Consider the following 25171-nt stretch of genomic DNA (forward strand, 5'->3'; position numbering starts at 1 on the left):
TAATTTTAGCGAAGAGGCGAACCTGTCTATCCAGGTCGGGTTCGCTTCCTTTTTTCAGCACTATCCTTAGTACAAAAAAATCGACTATAAAATGAAAAAAACAATTTACATCCTACTTCTTGCTACTATACTAATAGCTTGTGGTTCAAACAAAAGCAAAGTAGAAGAGATTCAAGTTGAAATTCCAGCAGCTCTAAATGATAATACAGTTGCCAAAGAGCTTATCGAAGATATGACTGATGCGGTGAATTCGTGTCGCCAGAATATGGCGACAGGTGCAAAATTTGCCATAGAACAAGAAAAAAGCGGTTCAGATAGTCTTACCGTTAGGCAAGGATTTAAAGCTGCAAAGTTTGCTGCTAAAATGATGATTGCTGCCAAAAAAATTGAAAAAGTAAAAGACGAAGCGCTGCAGCTTAAAGAGCAGTTAAACGCCACGGAATGGGCAGCCCTGGAAACCAAACTGGATGAGTTGGAAACACGTGTTGGCGATTTGAATCCGGAAGATTTGGGACTGAGCGAAGAGGAGATAGCCAGATTTAAAGCCGAAGGTGAACTGCACATTGGAAAAGAGGCGATGGCTAAAACAGATGAGCCGGTGACAGAGAAGGAACTTGCAGCAAACCAGGAGGATTTGGAAAATGGGGCAGCACTTCGCGAGTTGGAAGAGTCGGTAGTACAAACCGCCAATGAAAATGACAAAATGCAGCAAGCCGAAAATGACAGTGCCGGCGGTTCTGGCTGGTTTGTTATTCTATTTATCATACTGGTTTTTGTACTGATAATATTTGGTGTAACGCGAAGGGTTAAGTCATACAAGCAAAAATTCAGAAATACCTCTAATACCTTTTCTCAGATACGCAATCAATTTAACAATAAAAATTAGATGCCATGTCAACATTACTAATTATAATTTTAGCAGCAGCAGTAATTCTTGTTTTTGCGGTAGTATCTATGTACAATGGTTTAATTCGCAGGCGCAACGAGGTTGACAATGCCTTTGGGGGAATGGACGTGCAATTGAAAAAACGCTACGATTTAATTCCGAATCTGGTTTCAACCGTAAAACAATACGCTACTCACGAAAAAGACTTGCTTACCAAAGTTACCGAAATGCGCGCACAGGCCACATCGGGCAAATTGAGTAACGATGAAAAAGTGGCACTCGACAACCAGATTTCTGCCGGGATGAAAGGCATAATGGTGGCTGTTGAAAATTATCCAGATTTAAAAGCCAACGAAAATTTCATAAATCTTCAACGTACGCTTAACGAAGTTGAATCGCAAATTTCGGCAGCCCGCCGTACTTTTAATGCTGTAATTACTTTGTATAACAATGGCATTCAAACCTTTCCGCAAAATATAATTGCCGCAAGGATGAACATGCTGCGTAAAGAAGTATTTGTTATTCCCGAAACCGAACGACAAAATGTGGATGTGAAGAGTATGTTTTAAAAAAGCCGGAAGCTAAAAGGCAGAAGTGCGAAGGGCATCGTTGCGACCGGCAGTAAATATTTCCAATTCAGCAATTTATCTATGAGCCTACTCAGTAAAGTAAGAGTTCATTGATTTTCACCATTCTTACCCCTGCCCCCTAAAGGGGAACTTGCTGAAAATCAATACACTTTTACAAGTCCCCTTTAGGGGATTTAGGGGTATTCTACTATCCGGAGCAGATTCATCTATTTCAATCTAAAACAAATGATATCACAAGAAAAAATTAAAAGCCTTTACGAAACTGAACTAAAACCGCAATTAGCCGACATGGAAAAGATGCGGAAGTTTGTAAAAAGGTGGAGAAGATTAGCCATTGGAAGCGGAATTGTGGCCATTCTTTTTTTGTCGAACTGTTCTTCGGCGGTAGAAATTATTGGTGGAATTGTTTTTATCGCCGGAGCAATTTACGGCGGTATTAAAGCATACGGGACTTATACCAAATACAAGAAACAGTTTAAAAACGAGGTGGTTCGCAAAGTAATTTATCTGATAAATCCTGCTTACGAATACAGCCCGGATAAACATATTAACAGTAGCGATTATAATAAAGCCGGCATTTTTAAGCAAAAAGCCGAACGTTATAGTGGCGACGACCTTATTATTGGAAAAATAGACAAAACCCCGTTTAAGTTTTCCGAATTTAAAACGGAATACAAAACCACTAGTACCGATAGTGATGGAAATCGTGAAACAAAGTGGCACACCATTTTTCGAGGACTTTTCTTTTTGGCTGATTTCAATAAAAATATTGAAGGACAAACCTTTGTTTTTCCGGAGAAAGACCGAAAACTAACAAACCTTTTTGGGAAAGAGAAAGCTGAAAGCAAACATTACGGCGAGTTGGTTAAACTCGAAAATCCGGAATTTGAAGAAATCTTTTCGGTGTACGGAAGCAGCCAACAAGAAGCCCGCTACATTTTAACACCGGTACTGATGGAAGCGATGGTAAACATTTATAAAACCTATGGTTTAACCATGTATTTCTCGTTTAAAGGCGCTAACGTGTTTTGTGCCATTCCGTTTAACCGCAACCTGTTTGAGCCGAACATTAAAAAGTCGGGTGTAAATTACAGCGATGTAGAAGAAATGTATGTGTTGTTCAGCCTGATTGAAACCATTGTAAATGAATTGAATTTAAATACCCGGATTTGGACGAAAGATTAAAGTAAAACCATACAATGTAACTAAACCATGAAAAAGCTTTTTATTATAGTAATCGTTTCAAGTACTGCTTTTTGCAGTTTTGCTCAAACCTGTAACAGCAAAGCAAAACTTTTCTAGTCGATAATGAATTTGAAGGCTGGGAATTTTCCGAAAATTTAGAATTAGACAAACAACACTTTAGCGGCTACAGAAGTACCGTTGTGGTTGCCGGTGTTGAAAAGGACTTTAAAGTATACTTGATAGATAATCAGCTTTTCGCTATATCGTGTGTCTTTTCTAAAGAAGGTCTTTCGCACGAAAATGAAATGAACGAATCAGCCGACTTTTGGTATTTCGAGAAAGTAAAAGGAAATCTGCGATTGGTAAAGAAGTTTACTATGGAAGCCTCAAAAGCAACTCAGTTCCTTTTCTCACAAAAACAACAGACAATTATCACTATTAAAAACTTACTAAAATGAAAAACTTATTCATTATTGCCTTAACCATCATTGGATTGAACGTTCAGGCGCAGGAGGCAAAAACCTACCTGATAAAATCAGGATACATTAAGTATCAATTAAGCGGTAGCACAAAAGGAACAAAAGAACTGTGGTGGGACGACTACGGCAGAAAAACCTGCGAAACGGAGAAATCGACAACCACCACAAAAATGTTTGGCATTAAAAATACCGAGGAAAAACACGCCACAACGGTAATTGTTAAAGATAAATTTTGGGTGGCTGATTATATCGACAACATGGGCTCAAAAGGTAGAGTTCCCATGTATCAAGAAGGCCAGGACATAGTGGGCGATATGACGGAAAAAGAACAGCAAGAATTTGCCGATGAAGTGCTTGCCAGCATGGGAGGTAAAAAAATGGGCACCGAAAGTTTAAATGGTTACACCTGCGATATCATAAAATTAATGGGAGTTAAAACGTGGATCCACAAAGGATTGGCACTAAAAACCGAAGGTAAAATATTGGGCATTGAAACCAACGAAATGTTTGTTGAATTTAAACCAAAAATGAGTGTGTCCTCCTCAAAATTCAATCCGCCATCAGGTGTACAATTCGAAGGCTTAGCAGCACAAGCAGACGCCCAGGGTTTTGGTAGCTTATTTGGCGGTATGGAAGATTTGCAAGAGGAAGAAAATGAGGATGAGGAATTTACACCTGTTGATTATCCATTCGATAAGTTTAGCAAAATTGTAAAAGACTGCAATATTGAAGGTTATCGCTGTGTAAATGTGCGAACCATGGACGGAATGCATGTAGCCAGTTTTATGAAAGGACTGAACTCGATTATGGTAATGGCACAATCGGACGAAAATATGGGCGATGATGAGGAAGTTGACTCCTTTGAAACATTTGAGCACAACGGTCGCACTTGTCATTACGGTGACCTGGAAGAAGATAATGGCTCAGCAATAATCGTTGAATATCCATCAGACGATATGATTGTTACATTTATGGCAATACCTAAGAAAAGTAAAAACGACCTTATTAAAATTGTAAATAGGATGCAGTTTTAAGATGATTGTAAAACGGATATATCTCTTGATTAAGCTTGGGGCAGGTTTCGAATAATAAATTTCAATACTTGAGCAATCATAAAACGAGCATGTTCGTTGAACCCAAACACGGATGAAAAGTTCCCTGCCTGCCCAGGCGAGGTATCCGACTCTAAAAAATAAATTATTACCATGAAAAAACGACCATCAATACTTGGAACACTCATTTTTGCAGCCGTATTTTTTATAGCAGGCTTAATGACTTACAAACACATTACAAAACCAATTGCCGAAGAGGCCGAAGCCTCAAAAGATTGGCCAACGGTTCAAGGAACTGTTACACATGCTGAATTAACAAAGTCGCGAGACAACGACGGGAATGATATGTACTCGGCCAACATACGATACAATTATGTGGTTGACGGTAATTCATTCAACAGCTCCAACATAAAAACAGTAGATGGTTCTACCAGTATGAAAAGCAGCGTAAAAAAAACCTTGAAAAAATATGCCAAAGGAACCAAGGTGGCGGTACATTACGATCCTGAATTTCCGAATACCGCCGTACTCGAAACCGGAACCAGTTTTTTATTTGGATTGCTTTTGAAATTGCCACTTTTGTTTTGCGCAGTTTCGGTGCTAATGGTATTTAGCCTGTTTAAACGCTTGCTGTTTGGTTGATAAAAAGCACTTCGCTAAGTGCTTTTAAAACGATTCGTCAGTTGACAAATTTGGGCTACCCGAAATTTTATGATTGAAATTAGTAGGCAACCAACTATCTACCCCTAAAAAACAATTATATTGACAAACTAAATTATATAACGCATTATAATTAAAAACTAAAAAAATGAAATCACACGAAGTAGATTACAGAATCGGAGGCCACGACATCCAGTATGTAGAAATTGAACTCGACCCACAAGAAACCGTTATTGCTGAGGCGGGGGCTATGTTTTACATAAAGGAGGGCATTGAGTTTGTCGCAAAAATGGGCGATGGCTCCGAGCCGGAGAAAGGCCTGTTCGGAAAGTTGATGTCGGCAGCGTCGCGCAAAATTACCGGCGAATCCATTTTTATTACCCACTTTACCCATCATGGTGTGGGCAAAAGCCACGTCGCCTTTGCCGCCCCCTACCCCGGAACCATAGTCCCGGTTGATTTGGCGGCCATGGGGGGCTCTGTAATCGTTCAGCGCGATGCTTTTTTATGCGCTGCCCTGGGCACCAAAATAAGCATGCACTTTAACCAAAGAATAGGCAGCGGTTTTTTTGGCGGCGAGGGTTTTATCCTGCAAAAACTGCAAGGCGACGGCAAAGCCTTTATTCATGCTGGCGGAACACTTGTAGAACATGAACTGAACGGGCAAACGCTACGCGTAGACACAGGTTGTGTAGTGGGATTTCAGGAAGGAGTAAGTTTTGATATTCAGCGTGCCGGTAACCTTAAATCGATGATATTTGGTGGCGAAGGCCTGTTTTTGGCTACCCTCAGTGGAACCGGAAAAGTATGGTTGCAGTCCATGCCTATCAGTAAATTAATCAGCCAGCTCTCCACAGGCAGCCCCAACAAAAACAAAGAGGACAGTGGCGGTTTGTTAAATAATTTGTTTGAGTGATAACATCTTTTTATAAGCTTCGATCGCCAAGCATGCACCCAAGATATGCTGGCGATCGAATGAACAGGAAATATTTAAAACAGTTATCCCATTCTGCCTGTTTACCTATGCCCATCAATGCAATCCCATGAGAAAAATTACTTATTTCATTATTTACTCCTAAGTGCACCCAAGGCCTTTTTAAAAATGAATTATAAGGTAATTTAGATGAAAGTACCGGATAGCGGTATCAATCGTTACCCAACATTCAGGATTAGGTTCCAATCCGATACCCCCCTGATTAAATGCAGTTTCGCTCAAGCACAACTTCATCTGCCCAGCCGAACAGACTTGCTGCACAACCGGACAGGGAACGCAGGTATGCCACTTGATAAATTGGCTTTTACCAATGTAATATTCTGTGTTATCTTGTGGTAATAATAAAAAGCTATACCAACTTACATTACCAACTTATATCCTTTGCCATGTACATTTATAATCTCTACAGCCGGCTCCTCCTTAAGGTGCTTACGCAACTTGGTAATATACACATCCATACTCCTGGCATTAAAGTAGTTGTCGTCAACCCAAATTGTTTTAAGTGCAAAATTACGTTCCAATACTTTGTTGGCATTATTACAAAGCAATTTAAGTAACTCCGATTCCTTGGTTGTCAATTTAACCACCGTTTCGCCATCTATGAGCTGCTGCTTTTGCGTATCGAACTTATATTTACCCAACTGATACACATCTTGCATTGCACTCATCCCTTTGGTTCTGCGAATAATCGCTTCCAGGCGAAACAGCAGCTCTTCCATGCTAAAGGGTTTGGTAATGTAATCATCGGCCCCAATTTTAAAGCCTTTAAAAACATCTTCCTTCATCGATTTTGCCGTAAGGAAAATAATGGGGATGTCTGCATTAAGTAAGCGTATTTCCTTAGCCAGGGTAAATCCGTCTTTTTTGGGCATCATCACATCCAACACACATAAATCGTAGGTATTAGCTGTAAATGCATTATACGCCTCCTCCCCATCCGGGCAAAGATCTGTTTCATATCCTTTAGCTTCAAGGTATTCGCGCAATAGCATACCCAAATTTTCGTCATCTTCTGCTAAAAGAAGTTTGTATTCTTTTTCCATTCTTTTGTACTTTTTATAGGTAAGAATATTTCAAATTTTGTTCCTACATTCAATTCGCTTTCAACACTTATTGTACCTCCATGATCCTCAACAATTTTCTTTACATAGGCCAGCCCTAACCCAAAACCTTTTACATCATGAACATTACCGGTAGGTACACGGTAAAACTTTTCGAAGATGCGATTCTGGTTTTCCTTGGAGATACCCAGCCCATTGTCTTTAACAGATATTATCACACCATTGTTCTTATTCCATGTATTTACATTAAGTATGGGTCGTCCTTTTCTGTATTTATAAGCGTTATCGAATAAGTTAAAAATAACATTGGTAAAGTGCACCTCATCCACGTAAACCGTACTACTTTTTGCTTCGAGGCTTTCAATTATCTTACCCTTTTTGTTTTCTATTTTGAGCTTAAAGTTAGTAGAAACATTGTGAATTAATTGGTTTACATCAATTTTTTTTATTTTGAGGCCGGCCTTACCTTTTTCAAAGATAGCCATTTGCAGCACTTTTTCAACCTGGTAACTAAGTCTTTTGCTTTCATCCTGAATAACACCCGAAATGTGCTGCAAGGTTTTTGGAGTTTTGGCAACCGTACCATCTTTTAACATTTGTGATGCCAACGATATTGTAGAGATGGGTGTTTTAAACTCATGAGTCATATTATTAATAAAATCATTTTTGATTTCATCCAGACGCTTTTGTTTAAATATAATCATGATGGTAATGATAGAGGTAAAAATCATAATTAAAGTAAACACAGCAGAAGGAATAAAAGAGGCCACTGACTCCAACATAAAATTAGGCCTTTCGGTAAAATATAAATTGATATGGTGGGCTTCCGGGTGCGGGTCGTTGGGAAATAGATATTTTTGATAATTTGTTTTTGAAGCGTTAGGCTGATATCCGGTGGTGGCCATAGCCATTTTCCCCTTACCATCGAATACGGCAAACTGGAATTGAAGCGTAATACCCCGATCCTCAAACTGTTTCATCAACAACACATCCACCTTCTCGCGATCTACTCGTTCGGATATGGCCTGTTTAGGAAAAAAAGTATTCAGCACTATTTCAGCTTTATCCTCCACTTTGGACTTTAGCTCATCCTGTATACTCAACAAAGCGTTGGTTAATGGGCCAAATTTGCTGCTACGTGTAGATATGGGTGTACGATTGTCGAGACTAAATATCAATGAATCTTCGCTGTATGTTTGCAAAGTAGTGCTGATGTATTTGTCTTGCAACTGAAACCTGAATGAGATATCCAATATTTCTTCATCGCTTAACATGCCATTGTTCTTAACATTATCGAAGTATTTGGGCGGTCGCTGCAAGTTTTTAGGCAAATGGGCTGATGCCTTTTTATTTCTGAAAAACGTTTGTTTAATCCGCGAAGCTTGCTCTGTAACCTCGTCACGCTCCAACTTGCTAACCACATCACTCATGGCCTGTTTAACCAGTTTATCAAATTCCTCCTCTTTGCGCTGGCTGTCATTTTGCATCCAAACAGTTTGAATATACACTATACCAGCCAAACTGGCGGCAATAATAAAAGACAAAAGATATATGTATTTTTTGCTCATTGTTGCTTTTTAAATCACGGCATAACCGGCACAAGAAAACCTGGTGCAAAATAAAATTTTAATCGTAATTATTTTAATGAAAACCGATTCGCAATATAGCTATTTGCAACCAGATTTGGTAAATATAAAAGGTAAATCGTTATCTTAAAAGGATGGCTGGTCGCTACTATCGGAAGATACCTTATCGAGCGCTTGCATGGCCGCATTTTGTTGCGATTCTTTTTTTGAGCTGCCCTGTCCCCTGCCCAGCACCAAATCTTCCATCTGCACCACCGATACAAAAATCGGGTCGTGTCCGCCGGTCTCGCCTAACTCATCCGTTATAAAGTGTATGTTGCGCTTATATTTTTGTCCCCACTCAATAAGTGCCGACTTATAGTTGTTGTCGTTATGGGTTATTTCGTACAAATCGACATAGGGATTTAATATTTTCTTCAAAATAAATTTGCGGCATCTATTGTAACCTCCATCAATAAATATTGCACCTATAAGTGCTTCTAAGGCATCGCCGGGTATATTGGTTTTTTTTAGCGACATGTAGGATTGCGAGCTGATGAGATTTGAAAGCCCCAATTTATTTGCCGTTTTATTTAAAAACGAGCGGTTAACAATTTTAGATCGGGTTTTGGTAAGGAACCCTTCATTGTGATTAGGGTATTTGTTATATAATTCGTGGGCTACAATTGCGCCCAACATGGCATCGCCCAAATACTCCAATCGCTCGTTGTTGATACTTTCGCCATTTTCCAACACTTTTAAGGCCGACTTATGAATTAGCGACGCTTCGTATAACTTAAGATTTCGGGGATAAAATCCTATTAATTCGCGTAATAACAAATAAAGCTTTCTCCGTTCGGGAGAAAGCTTTATTCTATTCAATACTATTTTAATCACAATGTATTAAATTGCTTTAAATATTACAGACGCATTATGTCCACCAAAACCAAATGTATTAGATAAAGCAACATTTACCTCGCGCTCCTGCGCTTTATGAAAAGTCAAATTAAGCTTTGGATCTATTTCAGGATCGTCCTCAAAATGATTGATCGTAGGAGGTACCAAATTGTTATTGATTGCCAAAATACTTATTATAGCTTCAATAGCTCCTGCCGCACCCAAAAGGTGACCTGTCATTGATTTTGTTGAACTAATGTTCAAGTTATAAGCATGTTCACCAAAAACCTCTTTTATGGCCAATGTTTCGGCAATATCGCCACGTGGCGTTGCCGTGCCATGTACATTGATGTAGTCCACCTGTTCGGGTTTTATGCCATAGTCTTTTAATGCCGCCAACATCACGTTCCTGGCGCCCAGTCCATCCGGATGGGGTGCTGTAAGATGATGGGCATCAGCTGTCATACCCGAGCCAACCACTTCGCAGTATATTTTTGCACCGCGTGCTTTGGCATGCTCGTATTCTTCAAGAATAAGGGAAGCCCCCCCTTCTCCCATCACAAAACCGTCACGATCCTTATCAAAAGGTCGAGACGCTGTAGCCGGATCATCATTTCTTGTTGACAATGCCTGCATAGAGTTGAAACCTCCAATACCTGCTTCGCATATAGCCGCTTCCGACCCACCGGTAACAAACACGTTGGCCTTTCCTAAACGGATAAGGTTAAAAGCATCGCCAATGGCATTTGTGGACGAGGCACATGCAGAAACAACATTAAAGTTGGGTCCCCTAAAACCATACTTCATCGAAATATGACCTGCGGCAATATCCGCGATCATTTTTGGAATAAAGAACGGGTTAAAACGAGGGGTACCGTCGCCGGTAACGTAATTCGTAATCTCTTCTGAAAATGTTTGAATGCCACCAATTCCGGCGCCCCAAATCACACCCACCTCATCATGGTCGATACTTTCTGTGTCAATGCCGGAATCTTGAACAGCCTGCTCAGCTGCAATCATTGCAAACTGAGCAAACATATCAAGCTTTCTAGCCTCTTTTCGATCAAAATAATCGGTAGGGCTGTAGTTTTTTACTTCACAAGCAAATCTTGTCTTGAAATTGGTGGCGTCAAAACGAGTAATGGGCTCGCAGCCGCTCACTCCGTTAGCCAGGTTTTTCCAAAACTCTTCAACCGAGTTACCTAGCGGAGTAATGGCCCCCAGCCCCGTAACTACAACTCTTTTTAACTCCATAACTTCTAATAAAGTGTACTACTTTGTTAATTTACTTACTTAGCGTTTTCCTCTATATAAGAGACGGCATCACCAACTGTGCCAATGTTTTCTGCTTGATCATCGGGAATAGCGATGTTAAATTCCTTTTCAAACTCCATGATCAACTCAACAGTGTCAAGAGAATCAGCTCCTAAATCATTAGTGAAGCTTGCTTCAGTTGTAACTTCAGTTTCGTCAACGCCTAGTTTGTCTACGATGATTGCTTTAACTCTTGATGCAATGTCAGACATAGCTTTTAAATTTAAGTTAATAATTAAAATTTATTGATTAAATATAACAGTGCAAAGGAAAAAAATTAGCCATAATCAGCCAAATATAATTCAAATAAAATCAATAAAGAAAGTTTTTTTCCTATTTTTGACTGTTTAAATTAGATAAGTTTTAATCCTTAAACAGCAGTAAATGAGCAAAGTTGCGATATTCGCCTCAGGTTCCGGAAGTAATGCAGAAAACATCGTAAATCATCTAAAAGGAAGGCTGAAATCGAGCGATTTTCACTTTTTTACCAATAAGCCGGATGCTTATGTAAATGAAAGAGCGCGTAAATTGAACATTCAACTCACTTTATTTTCAAAAAATGAGTTTTACAACAGCGATAAAATTCTGAAAATTTTAATAAACGGAAATTTCGACCTTATTGTTCTGGCGGGCTTTTTATGGCTTATGCCACTAAATATTGTACAAGCCTTTAATGGGCGCATTATAAATATTCACCCTGCCCTTTTACCTAAATATGGCGGTAAAGGAATGTACGGAAAACGCGTTCACGAAGCTGTGGTTGCCAACAATGAAATAGAAAGTGGCATAACCATCCATTTTGTAGACGAAAACTACGACGAAGGAAAAGTCATTAAACAGGAACATTGTGCTGTTTTACCTAGCGATACCGCTGAAGATGTAGAGCGTAAAATACACGATTTAGAATTTAAACACTTCCCCAAGGTGGTGGAGGAGCTACTTTGGCCTCGCTGATTAATGTGGATAATGAACTGCCTATAACTATCTACCGACCGACTTTTTAGTAACTAACCGCTTTGTTAGGTGGTGGGTGCATTTAAGTTGACCAACATTTCGTTTTACTGCGCATATTTACGTAAATTGGTACTTCATTCGCCATATAGCAATATGGCTTATCAATTGATGTATCATCCAAACAACATAGCAATGAAAACATTTATCAACAAAGCCATAATTTATACTTTTCTCACCTTTGGATTTTTGCTTGCTTTTTCTTTAGAAAATAAGGCTCAAATATTAAAAAAATTAAAACAAAAGGCAGAATCGAGGATGGAGAAGTCCACTACGGATAAGAAAACCGATAATGCTGACAAGGAAAACAGCAAAGCTATGCACAAGATGCTGGATCCGGAGATGATGAAGAAGAGCTCTATGGCAATGGGGTTTGAAAGTGGAAACTTAGCTGATGTGCCCGACAGCTACCAATTTGATTGGGTATACGTGATGAGTGTGACCACAGCACGTGCGGAGGATAAGCTACTGATGGAATATTTATTGCGTAGCGATGCAACCTATTGGGGCTTTAAAATGAACCAAGACATGGAGATGACAATTGTATACGATCTGAGCAATAAGCTTACGGTTGTCTTTATGAACAACGAAGGCAAATCACATGTAAGCGTAACAAAAATACATGAAAATATGCTTGATGGCATTGATGAAGAGGATTCTGAATTTGATTATACGATAAATGAAATTTCCGGAAAAGAAATTCTCGGCTATTCATGCAAAGGGTACCTTATTGAAGATGATGAATATAAGCTAACCATGTATGTTGCTCCAGATGCCGAAGTACGCTTGGGTAACATTTATAACAACAACCAACAATTCTCGAACGCAATGCCCACCGATTGGCTTGGAAAGGATATAACGGATGGATTAATGATGGAAATGCATATGGTAGATAAAAAGAAACCCAAAAACAACACGACTATGGAATGCGTTAAGCTGAAGAAACAATATAACGAAGTAAATAAATCAGATTATCAGGGGATGTAATACACCTGGCTCATGTGCACCATGAGTAGTTGGTGAAGTTAATATGCTATTTTTACTATCTCAAAAACCCTTTCGCCGTTAGCCAACTTTAAAATGGCTTTGTCGCCTACCTTTTTATTGAGCAGCACCTTAGCTACGGGCGACACAAAGGATATTTTCTTTTTACTGATATTCGCCTCATCCACCCCCACTATCTGATAACTTTGCAATTCAGCTTTGTTGTCAATACGCAAAGTTACCCATGCCCCAAAGCGTACCTCATCTTTAGGCTGCCGGCTCTGATCAACTATTTTGGCCTCAGCAATCCTGCTGTTAAGCAACCTTAATTTGGCGTTGATATGGTTGAATGAGATACGATATTCTTTTTCGTTGGATTTATCCAAACGGCTTAATTCTGCAATAAGTGCATCTTTTTCGTCTAACAAAGCTTCCATGCCTGCTTGGGTAACATAGTTAATTACACCCCGGGGTAAATCAGCTCGTTCCGGTACAATAGGAGTTTCTTCCTGATCATCCTCTTTTACAAATCCTCTGCTCATCACTTTTTATATTTTATAAAGATGTAACAAACAGAAATACGTTTTGTTATGGGTTTATTTATAAGACCCATTTGCTAAAAATTGATAAAACATAGCTAACAACAAATGTATTCCTAAAAACACGATATATCTGGTAAGATAAAAAAGAATAGAACAATTACAATCCAATTTATTTTTTTAACGATGTAAAAGATCTGAAAACATGCGTAGGTTGTAGCTATCCAAACTCAGCACGAATACGCCCTCTAAAGTGTATTCTACTTTCAATTCCTGCATGCTGCGGTTGAAGGTTTCAGTAAACAGTAAACAGTAAACACACATTTCAATTCCAGTATGGTGCGGTTGAAGGTGCAAACGAATGAAAAGGTAATTGCCGATATGAAATTTCAATTCCAGTATGGTGCGGTTGAAGGTTTAGGCCGGCAGGTGAAAAAGTGTTAATGAATGGAATATTTCAATTCCAGTATGGTGTGGTTGAAGGTGAGAGGATAGGCGCACGTTACTTCGTTTTGCTTAAATTTCAATTCCAGTATGGTGCGGTTGAAGGTTTGAGGATTGGTGGAGTGATTACATGTTTGAACTTATTTCAATTCCAGTATGGTGCGGTTGAAGGTGTCAGAAACTTGCGGTGCATTTACCACCGATTTCGTATTTCAATTCCAGTATGGTGCGGTTGAAGGTGGATCGCAAACCGTCTGCGTTTCGTTATATTCCTATTTCAATTCCAGTATGGTGCGGTTGAAGGTGAATTTTAATGAATTTACCCAATATACGGGTGACAAATTTCAATTCCAGTATGGTGCGGTTGAAGGAATAGGGGAAAAATTAATAATTACATACGATGTAATATTTCAATTCCAGTATGGTGCGGTTGAAGGCACAACCACCCAAGCGGAAACCGAACCCCAAGCACATATTTCAATTCCAGTATGGTGCGGTTGAAGGAACCGCATTATACACAAGTATTTACATTTTTATCAATTTCAATTCCAGTATGGTGCGGTTGAAGGTAATATTTCATTTAGCGCGGTATGAGGGTTTAACGGATTTCAATTCCAGTATGGTGCGGTTGAAGGAAGGGCACAGTTATGAATTGCTGTTTATAAACGAAATTTCAATTCCAGTATGGTGCGGTTGAAGGTTAAGGTTGAGGAAAGTTCAAGTTATGGCCTAATATGATTTCAATTCCAGTATGGTGCGGTTGAAGGTCGTAGGCGGGGCGGGTATTGGTAAATCACCATCCATATTTCAATTCCAGTATGGTGCGGTTGAAGGTCGTTGATGTTTACGCCCGTTTTTTTGATGTATGATTTCAATTCCAGTATGGTGCGGTTGAAGGAATTGCCATTTGCATCCTGTGCGTACATCCTTTGGTTATTTCAATTCCAGTATGGTGCGGTTGAAGGTCGGATGTTAAGCGCACGGGATATGGTTTAGATAGTATTTCAATTCCAGTATGGTGCGGTTGAAGGCTCTCTTAACTCTCGCTTAATCGTGTCTGTATTTATTTCAATTCCAGTATGGTGCGGTTGAAGGCGTTGTAAGGAGTATAGGCGGCTCTGAAACTGCATTTATTTCAATTCCAGTATGGTGCGGTTGAAGGAACCTTTTACGTAATATTTACCGTCAATTTTCAACATTTCAATTCCAGTATGGTGCGGTTGAAGGCGGAAATAAAAACCGAATTGCGAAAATGTAAAAACAATTTCAATTCCAGTATGGTGCGGTTGAAGGGGGATGCGCTCTGTTGTGGATAGGTTCGCTATGCGTATTTCAATTCCAGTATGGTGCGGTTGAAGGCGTTATCAAATACCTGAAAATGTGTTAAATGATGCAATTTCAATTCCAGTATGGTGCGGTTGAAGGCGTGAGCGGTATTTTTGCCGATTATGCCGTCCTCAAATTTCAATTCCAGTATGGTGCGGTTGAAGGATAATAGTATCAGGGTGTCGGTCTTAAACTCTACCATTTCAATTCCAGTATGGTGCGGTTGAAGGGAAAGTAAGATAAATAGGTATGTCTATTTGGGACATTTCAATTCCAGTATGGTGCGGTTGAAGGCTGGCTATTGAAGATGTGGCAACGGTGCGTATAACAAATTTCAATTCCAGTATGGTGCGGTTGAAGGGCGATTATTTGAAGAATTGCAGAACGACGATAAGGCTATTTCAATTCCAGTATGGTGCGGTTGAAGGGGCTTTGATTTTAGAACCTGATACGATTGCTAACATATTTCAATTCCAGTATGGTGCGGTTGAAGGTTATCAGCAGTAATACAATTACGAACAATCTTTCTATTTCAATTCCAGTATGGTGCGGTTGAAGGGTGGGATGGGCCACGTGGTTTAAATGCCCATACGATTATTTCAATTCCAGTATGGTGCGGTTGAAGGTAAATTGCCCAGCTTGGTGATGGCCTCCCTGGGATATTTCAATTCCAGTATGGTGCGGTTGAAGGGTAGAAACAATATTGGTATGGCCGTCGATATTAAAATTTCAATTCCAGTATGGTGCGGTTGAAGGTACCGACGAAGGAAGCAATCCAGTTCAATTTATACATTTCAATTCCAGTATGGTGCGGTTGAAGGAGCCAACCAGGATTTATACAAGGATGTCAAACCCTATTTCAATTCCAGTATGGTGCGGTTGAAGGGACACCATGGAATAAGGGAATGAAAGGGCTATCAATATTTCAATTCCAGTATGGTGCGGTTGAAGGGATAATTATCTGGCCAGTGTGCGGCAGTTTTTTCGAATTTCAATTCCAGTATGGTGCGGTTGAAGGTAGATGAAGCTCCTACGGGCACTGTTCAACTTATATTTCAATTCCAGTATGGTGCGGTTGAAGGCAACAATAGGATTAAACAACCTCGCACATTAATGAATTTCAATTCCAGTATGGTGCGGTTGAAGGTAATTATCTGGCCAGTGTGCGGCAGTTTTTTCGAATTTCAATTCCAGTATGGTGCGGTTGAAGGCAATGGCTATCGTACGGCACTGTACGCAACAGGTATTTCAATTCCAGTATGGTGCGGTTGAAGGAGTATAGCAAGCGCAAGTTCCTGAGCCGCGATATGTATTTCAATTCCAGTATGGTGCGGTTGAAGGATATATCATTATTAATAAATCTTGTGGTATCATGATTTCAATTCCAGTATGGTGCGGTTGAAGGAGCGGTTGGGTGGTGACGGTGGGGGCGGTGACTGTATTTCAATTCCAGTATGGTGCGGTTGAAGGTTTTTTTAGTTATCAGTTCCAGCGTGGTCATGGCCTATTTCAATTCCAGTATGGTGCGGTTGAAGGGGCGGCCTGCTGCTGCCTGCGCTGTATCAACTGTGATTTCAATTCCAGTATGGTGCGGTTGAAGGCATCATTTACCGCTACACCTACCACCATATTGGAGATTTCAATTCCAGTATGGTGCGGTTGAAGGTATAGATCTTGAAACGGCTAAGGCCATTGGCAACATATTTCAATTCCAGTATGGTGCGGTTGAAGGCACAACAATAGGATTAAACAACCTCGCACATTAATGAATTTCAATTCCAGTATGGTGCGGTTGAAGGGGGGCCACAAGGTCCTCAAGGAGTAGCCGGACAGGAATTTCAATTCCAGTATGGTGCGGTTGAAGGTTGCAATTTTGCCCAACCCTACGCACGTTCATACATTTCAATTCCAGTATGGTGCGGTTGAAGGCCGTTGATTTAGCTAAAAAAAACTCCCTAAAAATAGGGGTTTTCAAATCAATTTCGGCCATGATTTCTATATAAAAGTTGTCGAACTATGATTGTACGATTTTACCCGTGGTTCGACAATGTGTTTTAAAAGCTTTATTTACAACATGTCAAAGAACGTTTGTTGTTTACGGCAAAGCAAATGAATCGGTAATTCATGAATTTTTTATGCCATCGACAACTTTTGCATTATAAAAAGTTGTCGATGGAACTCAGTTCCTTTCCTACAATTTCTTTGTCTAACCACTTCTCGTTTCGGCTCTTAAATATAATTAGGCTGTCGTGGTTTTTATCCATAAAACAGGAAGCCTTACTCTTTAGTTCCTCTAACTTCACTTCCGTAATTTCTCCCTCAAAAACAGAATTCTGTATCCAATTTAAGTATTTACGGCATAACTTCAACATTTTACCTACCCTTTTTTCGCCAACGTCGTACATCAATATTACATACATAAACAATAATTTTACCACCACATTTTAAATGGCTTATAAGTTTCTATTTGCATTATATGCTTTACCAATTTATAGCATTCCAATTTTATCAGGTGCTTGTAACTCACCGACCGGTTTAGGGTACGATGCTGGATGGTTTCCGTCAGTCGGTTTTCAAATGCCTGGACAAAGATTTTTTTGGCCCCCTGCTTTAGCACCACTTTATTAATGCTCGTTTCAAAGTCCTTGTCGCCCAGCATTTTTTTGTTCAGCACTTTAAATATCACCCTGTCCACCAATATTGGCTTAAAAATCTCGGCCAGGTCCAGCGACAAGGAAAAGCGCCGTTCGCCGGGTGAATGCAAAAAGGAGATGGTAGGGTTTAGTTGCGTTTGATGTATGGCTCGCAAACATTGGCTGTAGCACATCATGTTACCAAACGAAATAAGGGCGTTGACTTGGTTCAGCGGTGGCCGCATACTCCTGCCGCTCATGCTAAAATCGTTTACAATCAGTTCAAAGCCCTCGTAATATGTTTTTCTGATATTCCCTTCCAAGCCCATCAGCTCGTCAATGGCTTTTGCGTCTTTAAAGCTTGCCCTATAACTTTCCATGGATTCAACGATCGGCAAAAGATCCTTTCCCCGTTTGTCGTAATACATCAAATTTTTAATCATATTATGCACGGCGCCTTCCAAAATAAGGCGGGCCAGCTCAATCCTTTTTTTCGTATCGTCGTGCAATCTGGCTTGGGCCATCAGTACCTTGCCGCTCAAAAGCGATTCGCGCGGCATATACGAACCCGTGTAATTTTCGTAATAATCGAAAAAATGGACGGGCACCTGTTGTTGGCCCAAAAAGTTGTACAAGCTCGAGTTGGCGTCGAGGGCGCCAAAAGCGTATAACTCATCAACATTTTCAACGGGCAGGTACCGTGGTTTTTGCTCCTGCCCCTCCTCGTCCAAAGCAACGAACTTTAAGGTATTGTCTTTTCGCGAAAGCCTGCCCGGGTTAAATAGGTAATATGTTTTCTTCATTGTTAAAGCCAATATTAATGGGTGGTTCAGTCCTCGGTACTGTAACAGAAATCGTAATAGGCACACTTTTTACACTTGGGTGCATCGATGGTTGCAGGGCACAAGTCGGAATCTATAATTTGTTTGATTTCTTCTTTCATTTCAACTATCCTGACCCTATCTGGATCCGAAAGCAGAATTTCTTCTTTTTTTCGCTCCTTGGGATATTCCAGTAAACCCGTGGCATTTTCGACCCCAGCATTTTGAAGCACAAACAAATAATACTTCAACTGCCAAACGTGCGAGGCCTGTTCCTTTCGCGATTTTTTTATTTCGTGTACCACATTGTTGTGATGGTCGAAAAAGTCGATTTTTATGCCATCCAATTCCACTTCCTTGAACTTTTCGGCACGCTGATTATAGGAGGTTTCATGAATGAGCTTACCGGCATAAACCAAATCGCTGCTGTGTTCCATGTTTATACCCTTGGCAAAAAGCCAAAGCTTGCGTTTACAAACAAGGAAATAATTAAAATGAGTTCCGGTTATCTGCATGGGTTGAATGGATGAAATAATGTAATTTCTACTTTTTCTACAGTATATTTTCAAATTCTGCTTTTACTTGAATGTCAAGTTGAAGACCCAATTCATCGTCGTATTTACGATTGATGATATAATAAGCTTGTTCTTTAATTCCTTCCTTTCTAAGGAGTTGAAATGCAGAAACGTCACGATGAATTCCGTCTTGAGAGATCAAAGATGCAAAACGCCGTTTTGAAACGGAAACTTTCAACGATTCGGCCTTGATGAATTGATTTGCTTCCAATAAATCTTGGTATTCTTTATTTAAAATTGCGGGAAGTACTTTCACTCCATCAAACTGTTTTTCAAACTCTTCTTCGCGATGAGGGGAATAGATAAATGGGGCTAGATTTTCCCTGACATCGGCCCTCAAATGCTTATAAACAAGATCAAATTCTTCTTTTTCTTTTTCAGACCAATTGGGATAAACTTGGTCGATATAGAATTGAAGTTCATTCTCGGCAACAAGGCCTGAATTTTCCGATTGAATATTTTTAAGTGCATTCAATGTTCGTGTAATAACATCCTCATTTTTATAGATGAATTTATCCACGTCATTCCGTCCGGAGAAGATGATACAATCGCAAGGCGGGCGATATTGACCATTTACACGGTGCCGGTTTACACGACCAAAACGCTGCAACAAGGCATCGAGTGGTGCCGATTCGGTAAAAATTACATCGTAATCAATGTCTAAACTTACCTCAATGGCTTGCGTACCAACTAATAATTTCACTTCGCCCGACATCAATTTGGCTTCTTTCTTGTTTCGGTCTATACCATTAAAGGCACTGTGTAGCAAAACTTTTTTTGACGCATCTAATCTATTGTAAATCTCTTGGGCTTGTTTCACGGTATTACTCACCACCAAAACTTTTTCTCCTAAATCTAACCTCTGTTGAATTTCATTGATGTGCTCCGAGAGTAATCCATCGGCGACTTTGATGCGGTGGCGTATAAGCGATTGGTACAGCTCGGCGTCGGCACGGATTTCGGAGTGCTCACCAATGGCATTAGTAAACTCCTTTTTCAAAAAAGTTGGCAAAGTTGCTGTCATTAAGCATACTTTCACATTCAGAAATTGGCAAGCAAACTCAATCAACACTTTTATTTGAGCCGTTACCTCAGGATCATAAGCGTGGATTTCGTCGAAGATAAAGTAAGCTCCACTCATTTCGAAGATGCCTTTTTCAAAACCTTTCAATCCAAACATAGACTTCAATAGTTGGAAAGGCGTTGTTACTTTTAGCGGCGGAACCAATGCCCGGAAGTTATCTTTTAATTCATGTTTCAGTTTTTCATTTTGCCAACTGTAATTTTCGTCACCAAACCTGCTTTCGATGTATTCCGAAAGTTTACCATGAATAACGCCCACAATTTCATTATTGCCCTGCATTTTTTCATCAAGCCTTTCGAACATGGCATTGATGGAAGCTGTAAACGGCAAAATGTAGAATGTCCGTCCCTGTCCGTTCCCTTTCATTTGTTTGTGCAACCACATCAATGATGCTTCGGTTTTGCCCGACCCCGTGGGAGCGGTAAGCACAATGTTTCCATTGGTTTCAGCAGCCTTTTTTTGGTGGAAATAAGGAGCCCATTTTTTTTCGTACAAGAAATTGAAATGCCTATCTTCTAACACATTTACTTTGAAAATGCCGGCTGATGCTGAATGGTCGCATTGTTTCAATGCTCCCGCAGCTAAAAGCAGTTCTCTGAAATTGATGCTGGTGGTGTTGACTGGTTTGTGCATATATTCTTTTACCAGTTGCATGGGCAAAGCCAGGGGGCTTGGCTTTAAAGAAATATGGTACTCTTTGAGGAACGATTGGACAAACCCATCATCAATTTTCCGTGTTTCTTCCTCCCAATCGAGTTTCCCATCCTCTGTTAGCGAAAAAATATCTTCGCCCGATTTATATCCATGTTGAATATGCTCAAACAGGAAACTGAAATCTTTGTGATGCCCGGCAACAATCAGTTTCAAAAGCAACCTATCCTCTTCCGGCAAATCCAGCCGATCGATAAAGGGTGTTGAAAACAGTTCATGCCGTTGCTGATACCAGTTTGCCCGCTTTCCTTCAAGCATCCTCTGAAACTCGGAATGCGATTTCCCCAAATCGTGAAAGACGATGCCCAAACGAACAAGCTCCCAGAAATTGTTTAAATCGCTTACAGGCAAACGTTCAAATGCTTTTCTGAGAGATTCGTATACACGGAGGCATTCGCCAACGTGTTGTTTTAGTGAAACAGGAGGTTCTGATTTAGCCAGAACCTCCTTGGTATTGTTTGTCATACTTCAAACGTGTGAAAGTAAATATCGCTATCGAATTCTTCCAGTTCAGACCTGAATCCGGTTAATGGTGAGTTGACCGGATTGTCGTAAGAGATTACAGAGTACGGTTCAGTCCCCACGTTTTTGCGAGGAATGGTATTGCTGAAGTATTTGGGCAACGCCTGAATCTGTCCCGGCAAATAGTTCCCGTTGAAAGGGATAACTTGCCCCGCAAATTGGGCATTGCTTACTTCTTGCAATTCTACTTCCTTGATGCTTTCGATTCCAGCCAAATCGCCGCTTCGTCCCAATAGAAGTTGGTAAGCAGGTTGATAAAAGCTGGAAACCAATTCCTCATCGGTTAAATAAAGGAACAACTGGCAATCATAAAGGAACTCGCGTTGGATTATGTTCGATTTCACCGTGTTGTCTGGGTAATTCTTAGCGTTGGCTTTGATCTGATATATTGTTTCCAAGTCAACAGTCTTTATTTTAAAATCGAAATAGTAGCCCAACTCAATTTGCCAGTTCTTCAAATACTTACCCGATGCAGCATTGATTAAGCCCATAACCGTACTCACTGGAGGTGCTTCAAGCGTAGGTTGAAAACCCGAAATCAGGTTTGGATATCGAAAGCTTGAAGTCCAAGAGTTAATTTTTATACGGAATGCTTTCATTATTCAATTTGTAATTTCATTTGTTTGCAATACTGGTCGATAGCCTCATTTACGGGTAGCACTTTCACCGAAGGAATGTCTGTCATGCCTTCCAACGTTTTCAAATCATCTGCTATCTCATCCATAAAACCGCTTCGATGTCCAATAAAAATGGATCCAGTGAAAGTTTCTTTGTAATCTTTCAACACTTCAAGTAGTCCTTTAAAATTGAATACCACTTCTTCATCGCGTTGACCTTTGTTTCCAACTACATGACTAAACGGATGGTTTCCGCTAGTAGTGGTTGCCAAAATTACAAACTTGGGCGTAACATCCCCCATGTTATTAGTTTGCATGGCACCCCCCGAAATGGTTTTAAGTGCCTGAATTGTATCAACGGCTCTTTTTTGACGGGTGTTCTTGTCAAGGCGTATTAATTGTTTTGGTTTACCTTTAGCGTCAAGTACAAATGGGTCGTCAATTTCGGATGCTCCATTTTCTAGTGCTTCCTCCTGTAACACTCCTGAAAGATTTTTATATCCTGTACGATCATAATTCGAAAAAGTACCAATCATCGATAAATCAAGACTGAACATTCCCTTCATAATCGCGCTGTATTCCTGCTTTTCGTATGGTACAGCATCTCCTTCCTGACGCGCCATACTCGACCAGTTTTCTTCGGGGCGAACACTTGCTGCTGAGATTATGGCGGAATTTTTTAATGGAGATACGCGGGTAACGGTAACATTGGTCATTTTAATGTTTCCTCTTTTATCTTTCTTGGGTTCTCCATTTTCATCAAGTTCAGCATCTTTTGCTGCACGCATATAACCAAAAACATCGTCATCTGCATAACTTATAGGATTTGCATTTGTAAAGGCGATTTTACCATCTCGTGTAATTGGCGATAATGACCAGCCAAGATTCTTCTGCAATGCTTCGCGCCACCAGTAACGCCAAGCCTGCCCCGATACATACACATAACTGCGTCCGTTTTTACGAATTGATTTGGTTGCAATTGCATTGTCGTTATTACTTTGGGTATTTTTTCCGGCATTGTTTAATGCTACAACATCTACGTCAATCAATACGAATCCCTGTGTTTTAATATTTTTCATGATTTATTTGGTTTAATCGTTAATTACTTCTTCTTCAATCTCTGGTTTTAATTCCGCTTTCAACTCCTCTGAGATTAAATCTCGTTCGTGTAGTTCCTGATAAATAGCGATGAGAAGGAGATCTCTGATTTCAGCCCAATAGGCTCCATCGGGAAACAGGTAATTTACATAATCATCGACCGAAACGATCGCTTTTTTGCTCCCTTCCGCGTAATTGGCAACAACCACATCTTTCAGTATAAAACGACGAAGGTGGGATGCATTTTTTGCACCGTCGAGTGCCTTTATTCTTTTCTTGATTCTATCAGCATCTTCTTCCCGCACAAGGAAAGCAGCCAACTCTTTGATTTTGATAATGGTTTCTTTTTTCATGCCTATAATGTTTTGTTGATATATTGATACAATTTCAAAATTGAATGGATGTTTGCGTGACCAACGAAGCATTTCCATCCTTATATTTTCGTTAATCAAAAGCTTATTGTAAATACGGTTAAACCATTGTCTGTATTCTTCCTGTTCAATAACCTCTGTATTTTTTGATTTGATGATTTCAAACTTTTCTGTTTCAATATTGTATCTTGCTCCTTTGTGTTTACCATCGAAATAGTGACATCGAACAAACTTTTGCCAATCATCTTTAAATCGAGGCTGCAAGCAAGTCCGATAAAACAGAAAAACTTTCGCTGGAAGTTGATATAATTGTATTTCAGGGCTTGCCCCAAAATTTGTAAAGTGATACAGAGTAAGAGAAGGCAGAATGTTACTTTCTCTGAATTCAATTAATTTCGATAGTGCAAAGTCCACGAAATCAAAAATTGCATTGGCGGGCTTGTTATAGTTTGATCTTGCAACACCTTCTGAAAGCCCAACTCCAATTTCATGAAGATTTTTTTCAACGGTCAACCTTACGAATAATCTACTTAAAACCTCATTGCTGCTTTGCATCAAGCCTATTTTTCCTTGTAGCTGTTGACAAGCAAATGGCACAAAGTGAATTCTTATCAGAGCTTCCTTTGAAAGTGAAATCCCTTTTTGGAAAAAGTGGTGATAATTGATCAACGTACCTGATCCTGTCATAATTGAATTATCCCTGCCTCCATTAAATATTTTTGTTCTTCTTCCAGTTATTCGACAGTAGCCTTCTTGCGAAGTCTCTTCTTCTTTGACAAGAGCACAAAAATACTTTACAGTTTCTTCAATTTTTCGAGCTCCCTTAAATGCAGGCTGGGTAATTTTCGAATTAAGAAAAAAAGCGTTCAATTTCCCTCCCCATTTTTCAACGTAAATCTTGGTGATGTAGTCAATCAGCTCCAGTATATCCATATTCGGAAATTTTTCCGAAAGATATTCAATGGCAAATCCGCCGGCATCTGCAAAGGGATCGCCTGTTGGCCGAGTCAGCCATTCATAATCAATTGTTTTGTAATTTTGTTTCATGTCGTTTCTCGGTTACTCCTGACATATTTAGAATCCTTTCAGGATTGTTGTTTTTATATTTCAAACCATTTCTCCAATTCTATCACTTCCACTTTTTCATTATGCATTGTTTTAAAGTTCGCCATACCATCAAACCACCCAATAACCGCTTCGCGACGCAGCTTAGTTGGTTTAATGGAAATGCAGCTTAGGTAGCTACTCCAGGGATATTCAATTGGGTGTTGACAAAACCCGTGGTGGACGGGATTATTGTGGATGTATAAAACCAAGTTTTTAAAATAGTTTGCCTGATCAACTCTTTTTCGTTTAAATGGTTTCTCAAACAGACTACCGTGCCGCTTATTCCTTTTATTAAAAGCTTGCGCATAGCTATTGAACAAGTTCGAGAATTGCTGCGTTACATATTTTGTTATTTTTTCTGCATCACAAACCCCGAAAGGGTTTTGAACCCTTTCGGGGTTAATATTTTCAACAATGTCTTCAACATCTTTTATGCGAATTAGTGCATGAAAATGATTTGGCATTAATACCCAGGCAAAAGTGTCGGCAACTTTATAAATGTACTTTTCATACAAACCCATAAAATATTCATAATTATCGCTTCCATTAAACAGATTAGTACCGTTTATGCCACAATTATAAATATGATAGTAATAGCCGGGTTCTATAGTCTGTATTACACGCATCAAACAAGCTTATTATTTT

Annotated in this window: 23 protein-coding genes and 1 CRISPR repeat array; of the genes, 9 read left to right on the forward strand and 14 right to left on the reverse strand. The window is 39.7% G+C overall.

The genetic code is table 11. The features are described from left to right. Positions 1-91 precede the first annotated feature (91 nt). From FN809_RS13675 to FN809_RS13700, 7 genes are all read left to right on the forward strand, one after another. The gene (locus FN809_RS13675) at positions 92-886 is read left to right on the forward strand and encodes a hypothetical protein (protein WP_142534094.1); all 795 of its coding nucleotides are present in this window, start codon (positions 92-94) and stop codon (positions 884-886) included. A 5-nt stretch (positions 887-891) separates the two neighbouring features. Beyond that, positions 892-1455, forward strand: a complete 564-nt coding sequence (locus FN809_RS13680; RefSeq protein ID WP_142534095.1) for a LemA family protein — start codon at positions 892-894, stop codon at positions 1453-1455. A gap of 246 nt (positions 1456-1701) precedes the next feature. Continuing rightward, complete coding sequence (locus tag FN809_RS13685; protein WP_142534096.1) at positions 1702-2661, forward strand: DUF3137 domain-containing protein; 960 nt, start codon at positions 1702-1704, stop codon at positions 2659-2661. 200 nt (positions 2662-2861) lie between these two features. Then, complete coding sequence (locus FN809_RS17775) at positions 2862-3119, forward strand: hypothetical protein (RefSeq protein WP_185957559.1); 258 nt, start codon at positions 2862-2864, stop codon at positions 3117-3119. Beyond that, positions 3116-4174 (forward strand): hypothetical protein, encoded by a 1059-nt coding sequence (locus FN809_RS13690; RefSeq protein WP_142534097.1) that lies wholly within the window; start codon positions 3116-3118, stop codon positions 4172-4174. The genes FN809_RS17775 and FN809_RS13690 overlap by 4 nt, the downstream gene beginning before the upstream one ends. Positions 4175-4345: 171 nt before the next feature. Then, positions 4346-4834, forward strand: coding sequence for a DUF3592 domain-containing protein (locus FN809_RS13695; protein WP_142534098.1), 489 nt, complete (start codon positions 4346-4348; stop codon positions 4832-4834). 166 nt (positions 4835-5000) lie between these two features. Continuing rightward, on the forward strand, positions 5001-5768 hold the full coding sequence (locus tag FN809_RS13700) for a TIGR00266 family protein (RefSeq protein WP_142534099.1): 768 nt from the start codon (positions 5001-5003) through the stop codon (positions 5766-5768). 437 nt (positions 5769-6205) lie between these two features. Here the strand turns inward: FN809_RS13700 and rprY are convergent, their stop codons facing one another. The 5 genes from rprY to FN809_RS13730 all read right to left on the reverse strand — a co-directional run bounded on the left by rprY (position 6206) and on the right by FN809_RS13730 (position 10895). Continuing rightward, positions 6206-6889, reverse strand: coding sequence for a response regulator transcription factor RprY (gene rprY, locus FN809_RS13710; RefSeq protein ID WP_142534101.1), 684 nt, complete (start codon positions 6887-6889; stop codon positions 6206-6208). Beyond that, a complete protein-coding gene (locus FN809_RS13715) occupies positions 6862-8475 on the reverse strand; it encodes a sensor histidine kinase (RefSeq protein WP_142534102.1) in 1614 nt (537 codons plus the stop codon). The genes rprY and FN809_RS13715 overlap by 28 nt, the downstream gene beginning before the upstream one ends. A gap of 144 nt (positions 8476-8619) precedes the next feature. Next, positions 8620-9369, reverse strand: a complete 750-nt coding sequence (rnc, locus tag FN809_RS13720; protein WP_185957560.1) for a ribonuclease III — start codon at positions 9367-9369, stop codon at positions 8620-8622. Between the two features lie 6 nt (positions 9370-9375). Continuing rightward, entirely contained in the window at positions 9376-10623 is a 1248-nt protein-coding gene (fabF, locus tag FN809_RS13725; protein ID WP_142534104.1) for a beta-ketoacyl-ACP synthase II, read from the reverse strand. A 35-nt stretch (positions 10624-10658) separates the two neighbouring features. Beyond that, entirely contained in the window at positions 10659-10895 is a 237-nt protein-coding gene (locus FN809_RS13730; protein ID WP_027470525.1) for an acyl carrier protein, read from the reverse strand. A 172-nt stretch (positions 10896-11067) separates the two neighbouring features. Here FN809_RS13730 and purN point away from each other — a divergent pair, with 172 nt between their 5' ends. Both purN and FN809_RS13740 read left to right on the forward strand, forming a co-directional pair. Next, positions 11068-11637 (forward strand): phosphoribosylglycinamide formyltransferase, encoded by a 570-nt coding sequence (gene purN / locus FN809_RS13735; RefSeq protein ID WP_142534105.1) that lies wholly within the window; start codon positions 11068-11070, stop codon positions 11635-11637. 192 nt (positions 11638-11829) lie between these two features. After that, complete coding sequence (locus FN809_RS13740; RefSeq protein ID WP_185957561.1) at positions 11830-12681, forward strand: DUF4412 domain-containing protein; 852 nt, start codon at positions 11830-11832, stop codon at positions 12679-12681. 38 nt (positions 12682-12719) lie between these two features. Here the strand turns inward: FN809_RS13740 and FN809_RS13745 are convergent, their stop codons facing one another. The 9 genes from FN809_RS13745 to FN809_RS13785 all read right to left on the reverse strand — a co-directional run bounded on the left by FN809_RS13745 (position 12720) and on the right by FN809_RS13785 (position 25152). Continuing rightward, positions 12720-13220 (reverse strand): GreA/GreB family elongation factor, encoded by a 501-nt coding sequence (locus FN809_RS13745; RefSeq protein WP_142534107.1) that lies wholly within the window; start codon positions 13218-13220, stop codon positions 12720-12722. Between the two features lie 260 nt (positions 13221-13480). Beyond that, positions 13481-16916: direct repeats of the CRISPR family, unit length 30 nt; unit sequence ATTTCAATTCCAGTATGGTGCGGTTGAAGG. 227 nt (positions 16917-17143) lie between these two features. Next, positions 17144-17407: a CRISPR-associated endonuclease Cas2 gene (cas2, locus tag FN809_RS13750; protein ID WP_142534108.1), complete on the reverse strand. Its 264-nt coding sequence runs from the start codon at positions 17405-17407 to the stop codon at positions 17144-17146. A gap of 11 nt (positions 17408-17418) precedes the next feature. Beyond that, complete coding sequence (cas1b, locus tag FN809_RS13755) at positions 17419-18423, reverse strand: type I-B CRISPR-associated endonuclease Cas1b (RefSeq protein WP_142534109.1); 1005 nt, start codon at positions 18421-18423, stop codon at positions 17419-17421. 26 nt (positions 18424-18449) lie between these two features. Then, positions 18450-18956: a CRISPR-associated protein Cas4 gene (gene cas4, locus FN809_RS13760; protein ID WP_142534197.1), complete on the reverse strand. Its 507-nt coding sequence runs from the start codon at positions 18954-18956 to the stop codon at positions 18450-18452. 37 nt (positions 18957-18993) lie between these two features. After that, complete coding sequence (gene cas3, locus FN809_RS13765) at positions 18994-21276, reverse strand: CRISPR-associated helicase Cas3' (RefSeq protein WP_142534110.1); 2283 nt, start codon at positions 21274-21276, stop codon at positions 18994-18996. Continuing rightward, the gene (cas5b, locus tag FN809_RS13770; RefSeq protein WP_142534111.1) at positions 21273-21932 is read right to left on the reverse strand and encodes a type I-B CRISPR-associated protein Cas5b; all 660 of its coding nucleotides are present in this window, start codon (positions 21930-21932) and stop codon (positions 21273-21275) included. The genes cas3 and cas5b overlap by 4 nt, the downstream gene beginning before the upstream one ends. Continuing rightward, positions 21932-23029: a type I-B CRISPR-associated protein Cas7/Cst2/DevR gene (gene cas7i, locus FN809_RS13775; protein ID WP_185957562.1), complete on the reverse strand. Its 1098-nt coding sequence runs from the start codon at positions 23027-23029 to the stop codon at positions 21932-21934. The genes cas5b and cas7i overlap by 1 nt, the downstream gene beginning before the upstream one ends. A gap of 12 nt (positions 23030-23041) precedes the next feature. Then, positions 23042-24466, reverse strand: a complete 1425-nt coding sequence (locus FN809_RS13780; protein ID WP_142534113.1) for a type I-B CRISPR-associated protein Cas8b1/Cst1 — start codon at positions 24464-24466, stop codon at positions 23042-23044. Between the two features lie 53 nt (positions 24467-24519). Then, entirely contained in the window at positions 24520-25152 is a 633-nt protein-coding gene (locus FN809_RS13785) for a hypothetical protein (RefSeq protein WP_142534114.1), read from the reverse strand. Between the last annotated feature and the right edge of the window lie 19 nt (positions 25153-25171).

The sequence above is a fragment of the Saccharicrinis carchari genome, from assembly GCF_900182605.1.
Taxonomy (GTDB): Bacteria; Bacteroidota; Bacteroidia; order Bacteroidales; family Marinilabiliaceae; genus Saccharicrinis; species Saccharicrinis carchari.

What these genes read in the sequence shown, in the direction of transcription:
- cas1b (WP_142534109.1), bottom strand. Translation starts at nt 18,423, where the DNA reads ATGAAGAAAACATATTACCTATTTAACCCGGGCAGGCTTTCGCGAAAA.
- cas4 (WP_142534197.1), bottom strand. Translation starts at nt 18,956, where the DNA reads ATGCAGATAACCGGAACTCATTTTAATTATTTCCTTGTTTGTAAACGC.
- FN809_RS13690 (WP_142534097.1), top strand. Translation starts at nt 3,116, where the DNA reads ATGAAAAACTTATTCATTATTGCCTTAACCATCATTGGATTGAACGTT.
- FN809_RS13740 (WP_185957561.1), top strand. Translation starts at nt 11,830, where the DNA reads ATGAAAACATTTATCAACAAAGCCATAATTTATACTTTTCTCACCTTT.
- FN809_RS13695 (WP_142534098.1), top strand. Translation starts at nt 4,346, where the DNA reads ATGAAAAAACGACCATCAATACTTGGAACACTCATTTTTGCAGCCGTA.
- purN (WP_142534105.1), top strand. Translation starts at nt 11,068, where the DNA reads ATGAGCAAAGTTGCGATATTCGCCTCAGGTTCCGGAAGTAATGCAGAA.
- FN809_RS13730 (WP_027470525.1), bottom strand. Translation starts at nt 10,895, where the DNA reads ATGTCTGACATTGCATCAAGAGTTAAAGCAATCATCGTAGACAAACTA.
- FN809_RS13700 (WP_142534099.1), top strand. Translation starts at nt 5,001, where the DNA reads ATGAAATCACACGAAGTAGATTACAGAATCGGAGGCCACGACATCCAG.
- FN809_RS13745 (WP_142534107.1), bottom strand. Translation starts at nt 13,220, where the DNA reads ATGAGCAGAGGATTTGTAAAAGAGGATGATCAGGAAGAAACTCCTATT.
- FN809_RS13715 (WP_142534102.1), bottom strand. Translation starts at nt 8,475, where the DNA reads ATGAGCAAAAAATACATATATCTTTTGTCTTTTATTATTGCCGCCAGT.
- cas3 (WP_142534110.1), bottom strand. Translation starts at nt 21,276, where the DNA reads ATGACAAACAATACCAAGGAGGTTCTGGCTAAATCAGAACCTCCTGTT.
- FN809_RS13680 (WP_142534095.1), top strand. Translation starts at nt 892, where the DNA reads ATGTCAACATTACTAATTATAATTTTAGCAGCAGCAGTAATTCTTGTT.
- cas5b (WP_142534111.1), bottom strand. Translation starts at nt 21,932, where the DNA reads ATGAAAGCATTCCGTATAAAAATTAACTCTTGGACTTCAAGCTTTCGA.
- fabF (WP_142534104.1), bottom strand. Translation starts at nt 10,623, where the DNA reads ATGGAGTTAAAAAGAGTTGTAGTTACGGGGCTGGGGGCCATTACTCCG.
- cas7i (WP_185957562.1), bottom strand. Translation starts at nt 23,029, where the DNA reads ATGAAAAATATTAAAACACAGGGATTCGTATTGATTGACGTAGATGTT.
- rprY (WP_142534101.1), bottom strand. Translation starts at nt 6,889, where the DNA reads ATGGAAAAAGAATACAAACTTCTTTTAGCAGAAGATGACGAAAATTTG.
- cas2 (WP_142534108.1), bottom strand. Translation starts at nt 17,407, where the DNA reads ATGTATGTAATATTGATGTACGACGTTGGCGAAAAAAGGGTAGGTAAA.
- FN809_RS13685 (WP_142534096.1), top strand. Translation starts at nt 1,702, where the DNA reads ATGATATCACAAGAAAAAATTAAAAGCCTTTACGAAACTGAACTAAAA.
- FN809_RS13675 (WP_142534094.1), top strand. Translation starts at nt 92, where the DNA reads ATGAAAAAAACAATTTACATCCTACTTCTTGCTACTATACTAATAGCT.
- FN809_RS13780 (WP_142534113.1), bottom strand. Translation starts at nt 24,466, where the DNA reads ATGAAACAAAATTACAAAACAATTGATTATGAATGGCTGACTCGGCCA.
- FN809_RS13785 (WP_142534114.1), bottom strand. Translation starts at nt 25,152, where the DNA reads ATGCGTGTAATACAGACTATAGAACCCGGCTATTACTATCATATTTAT.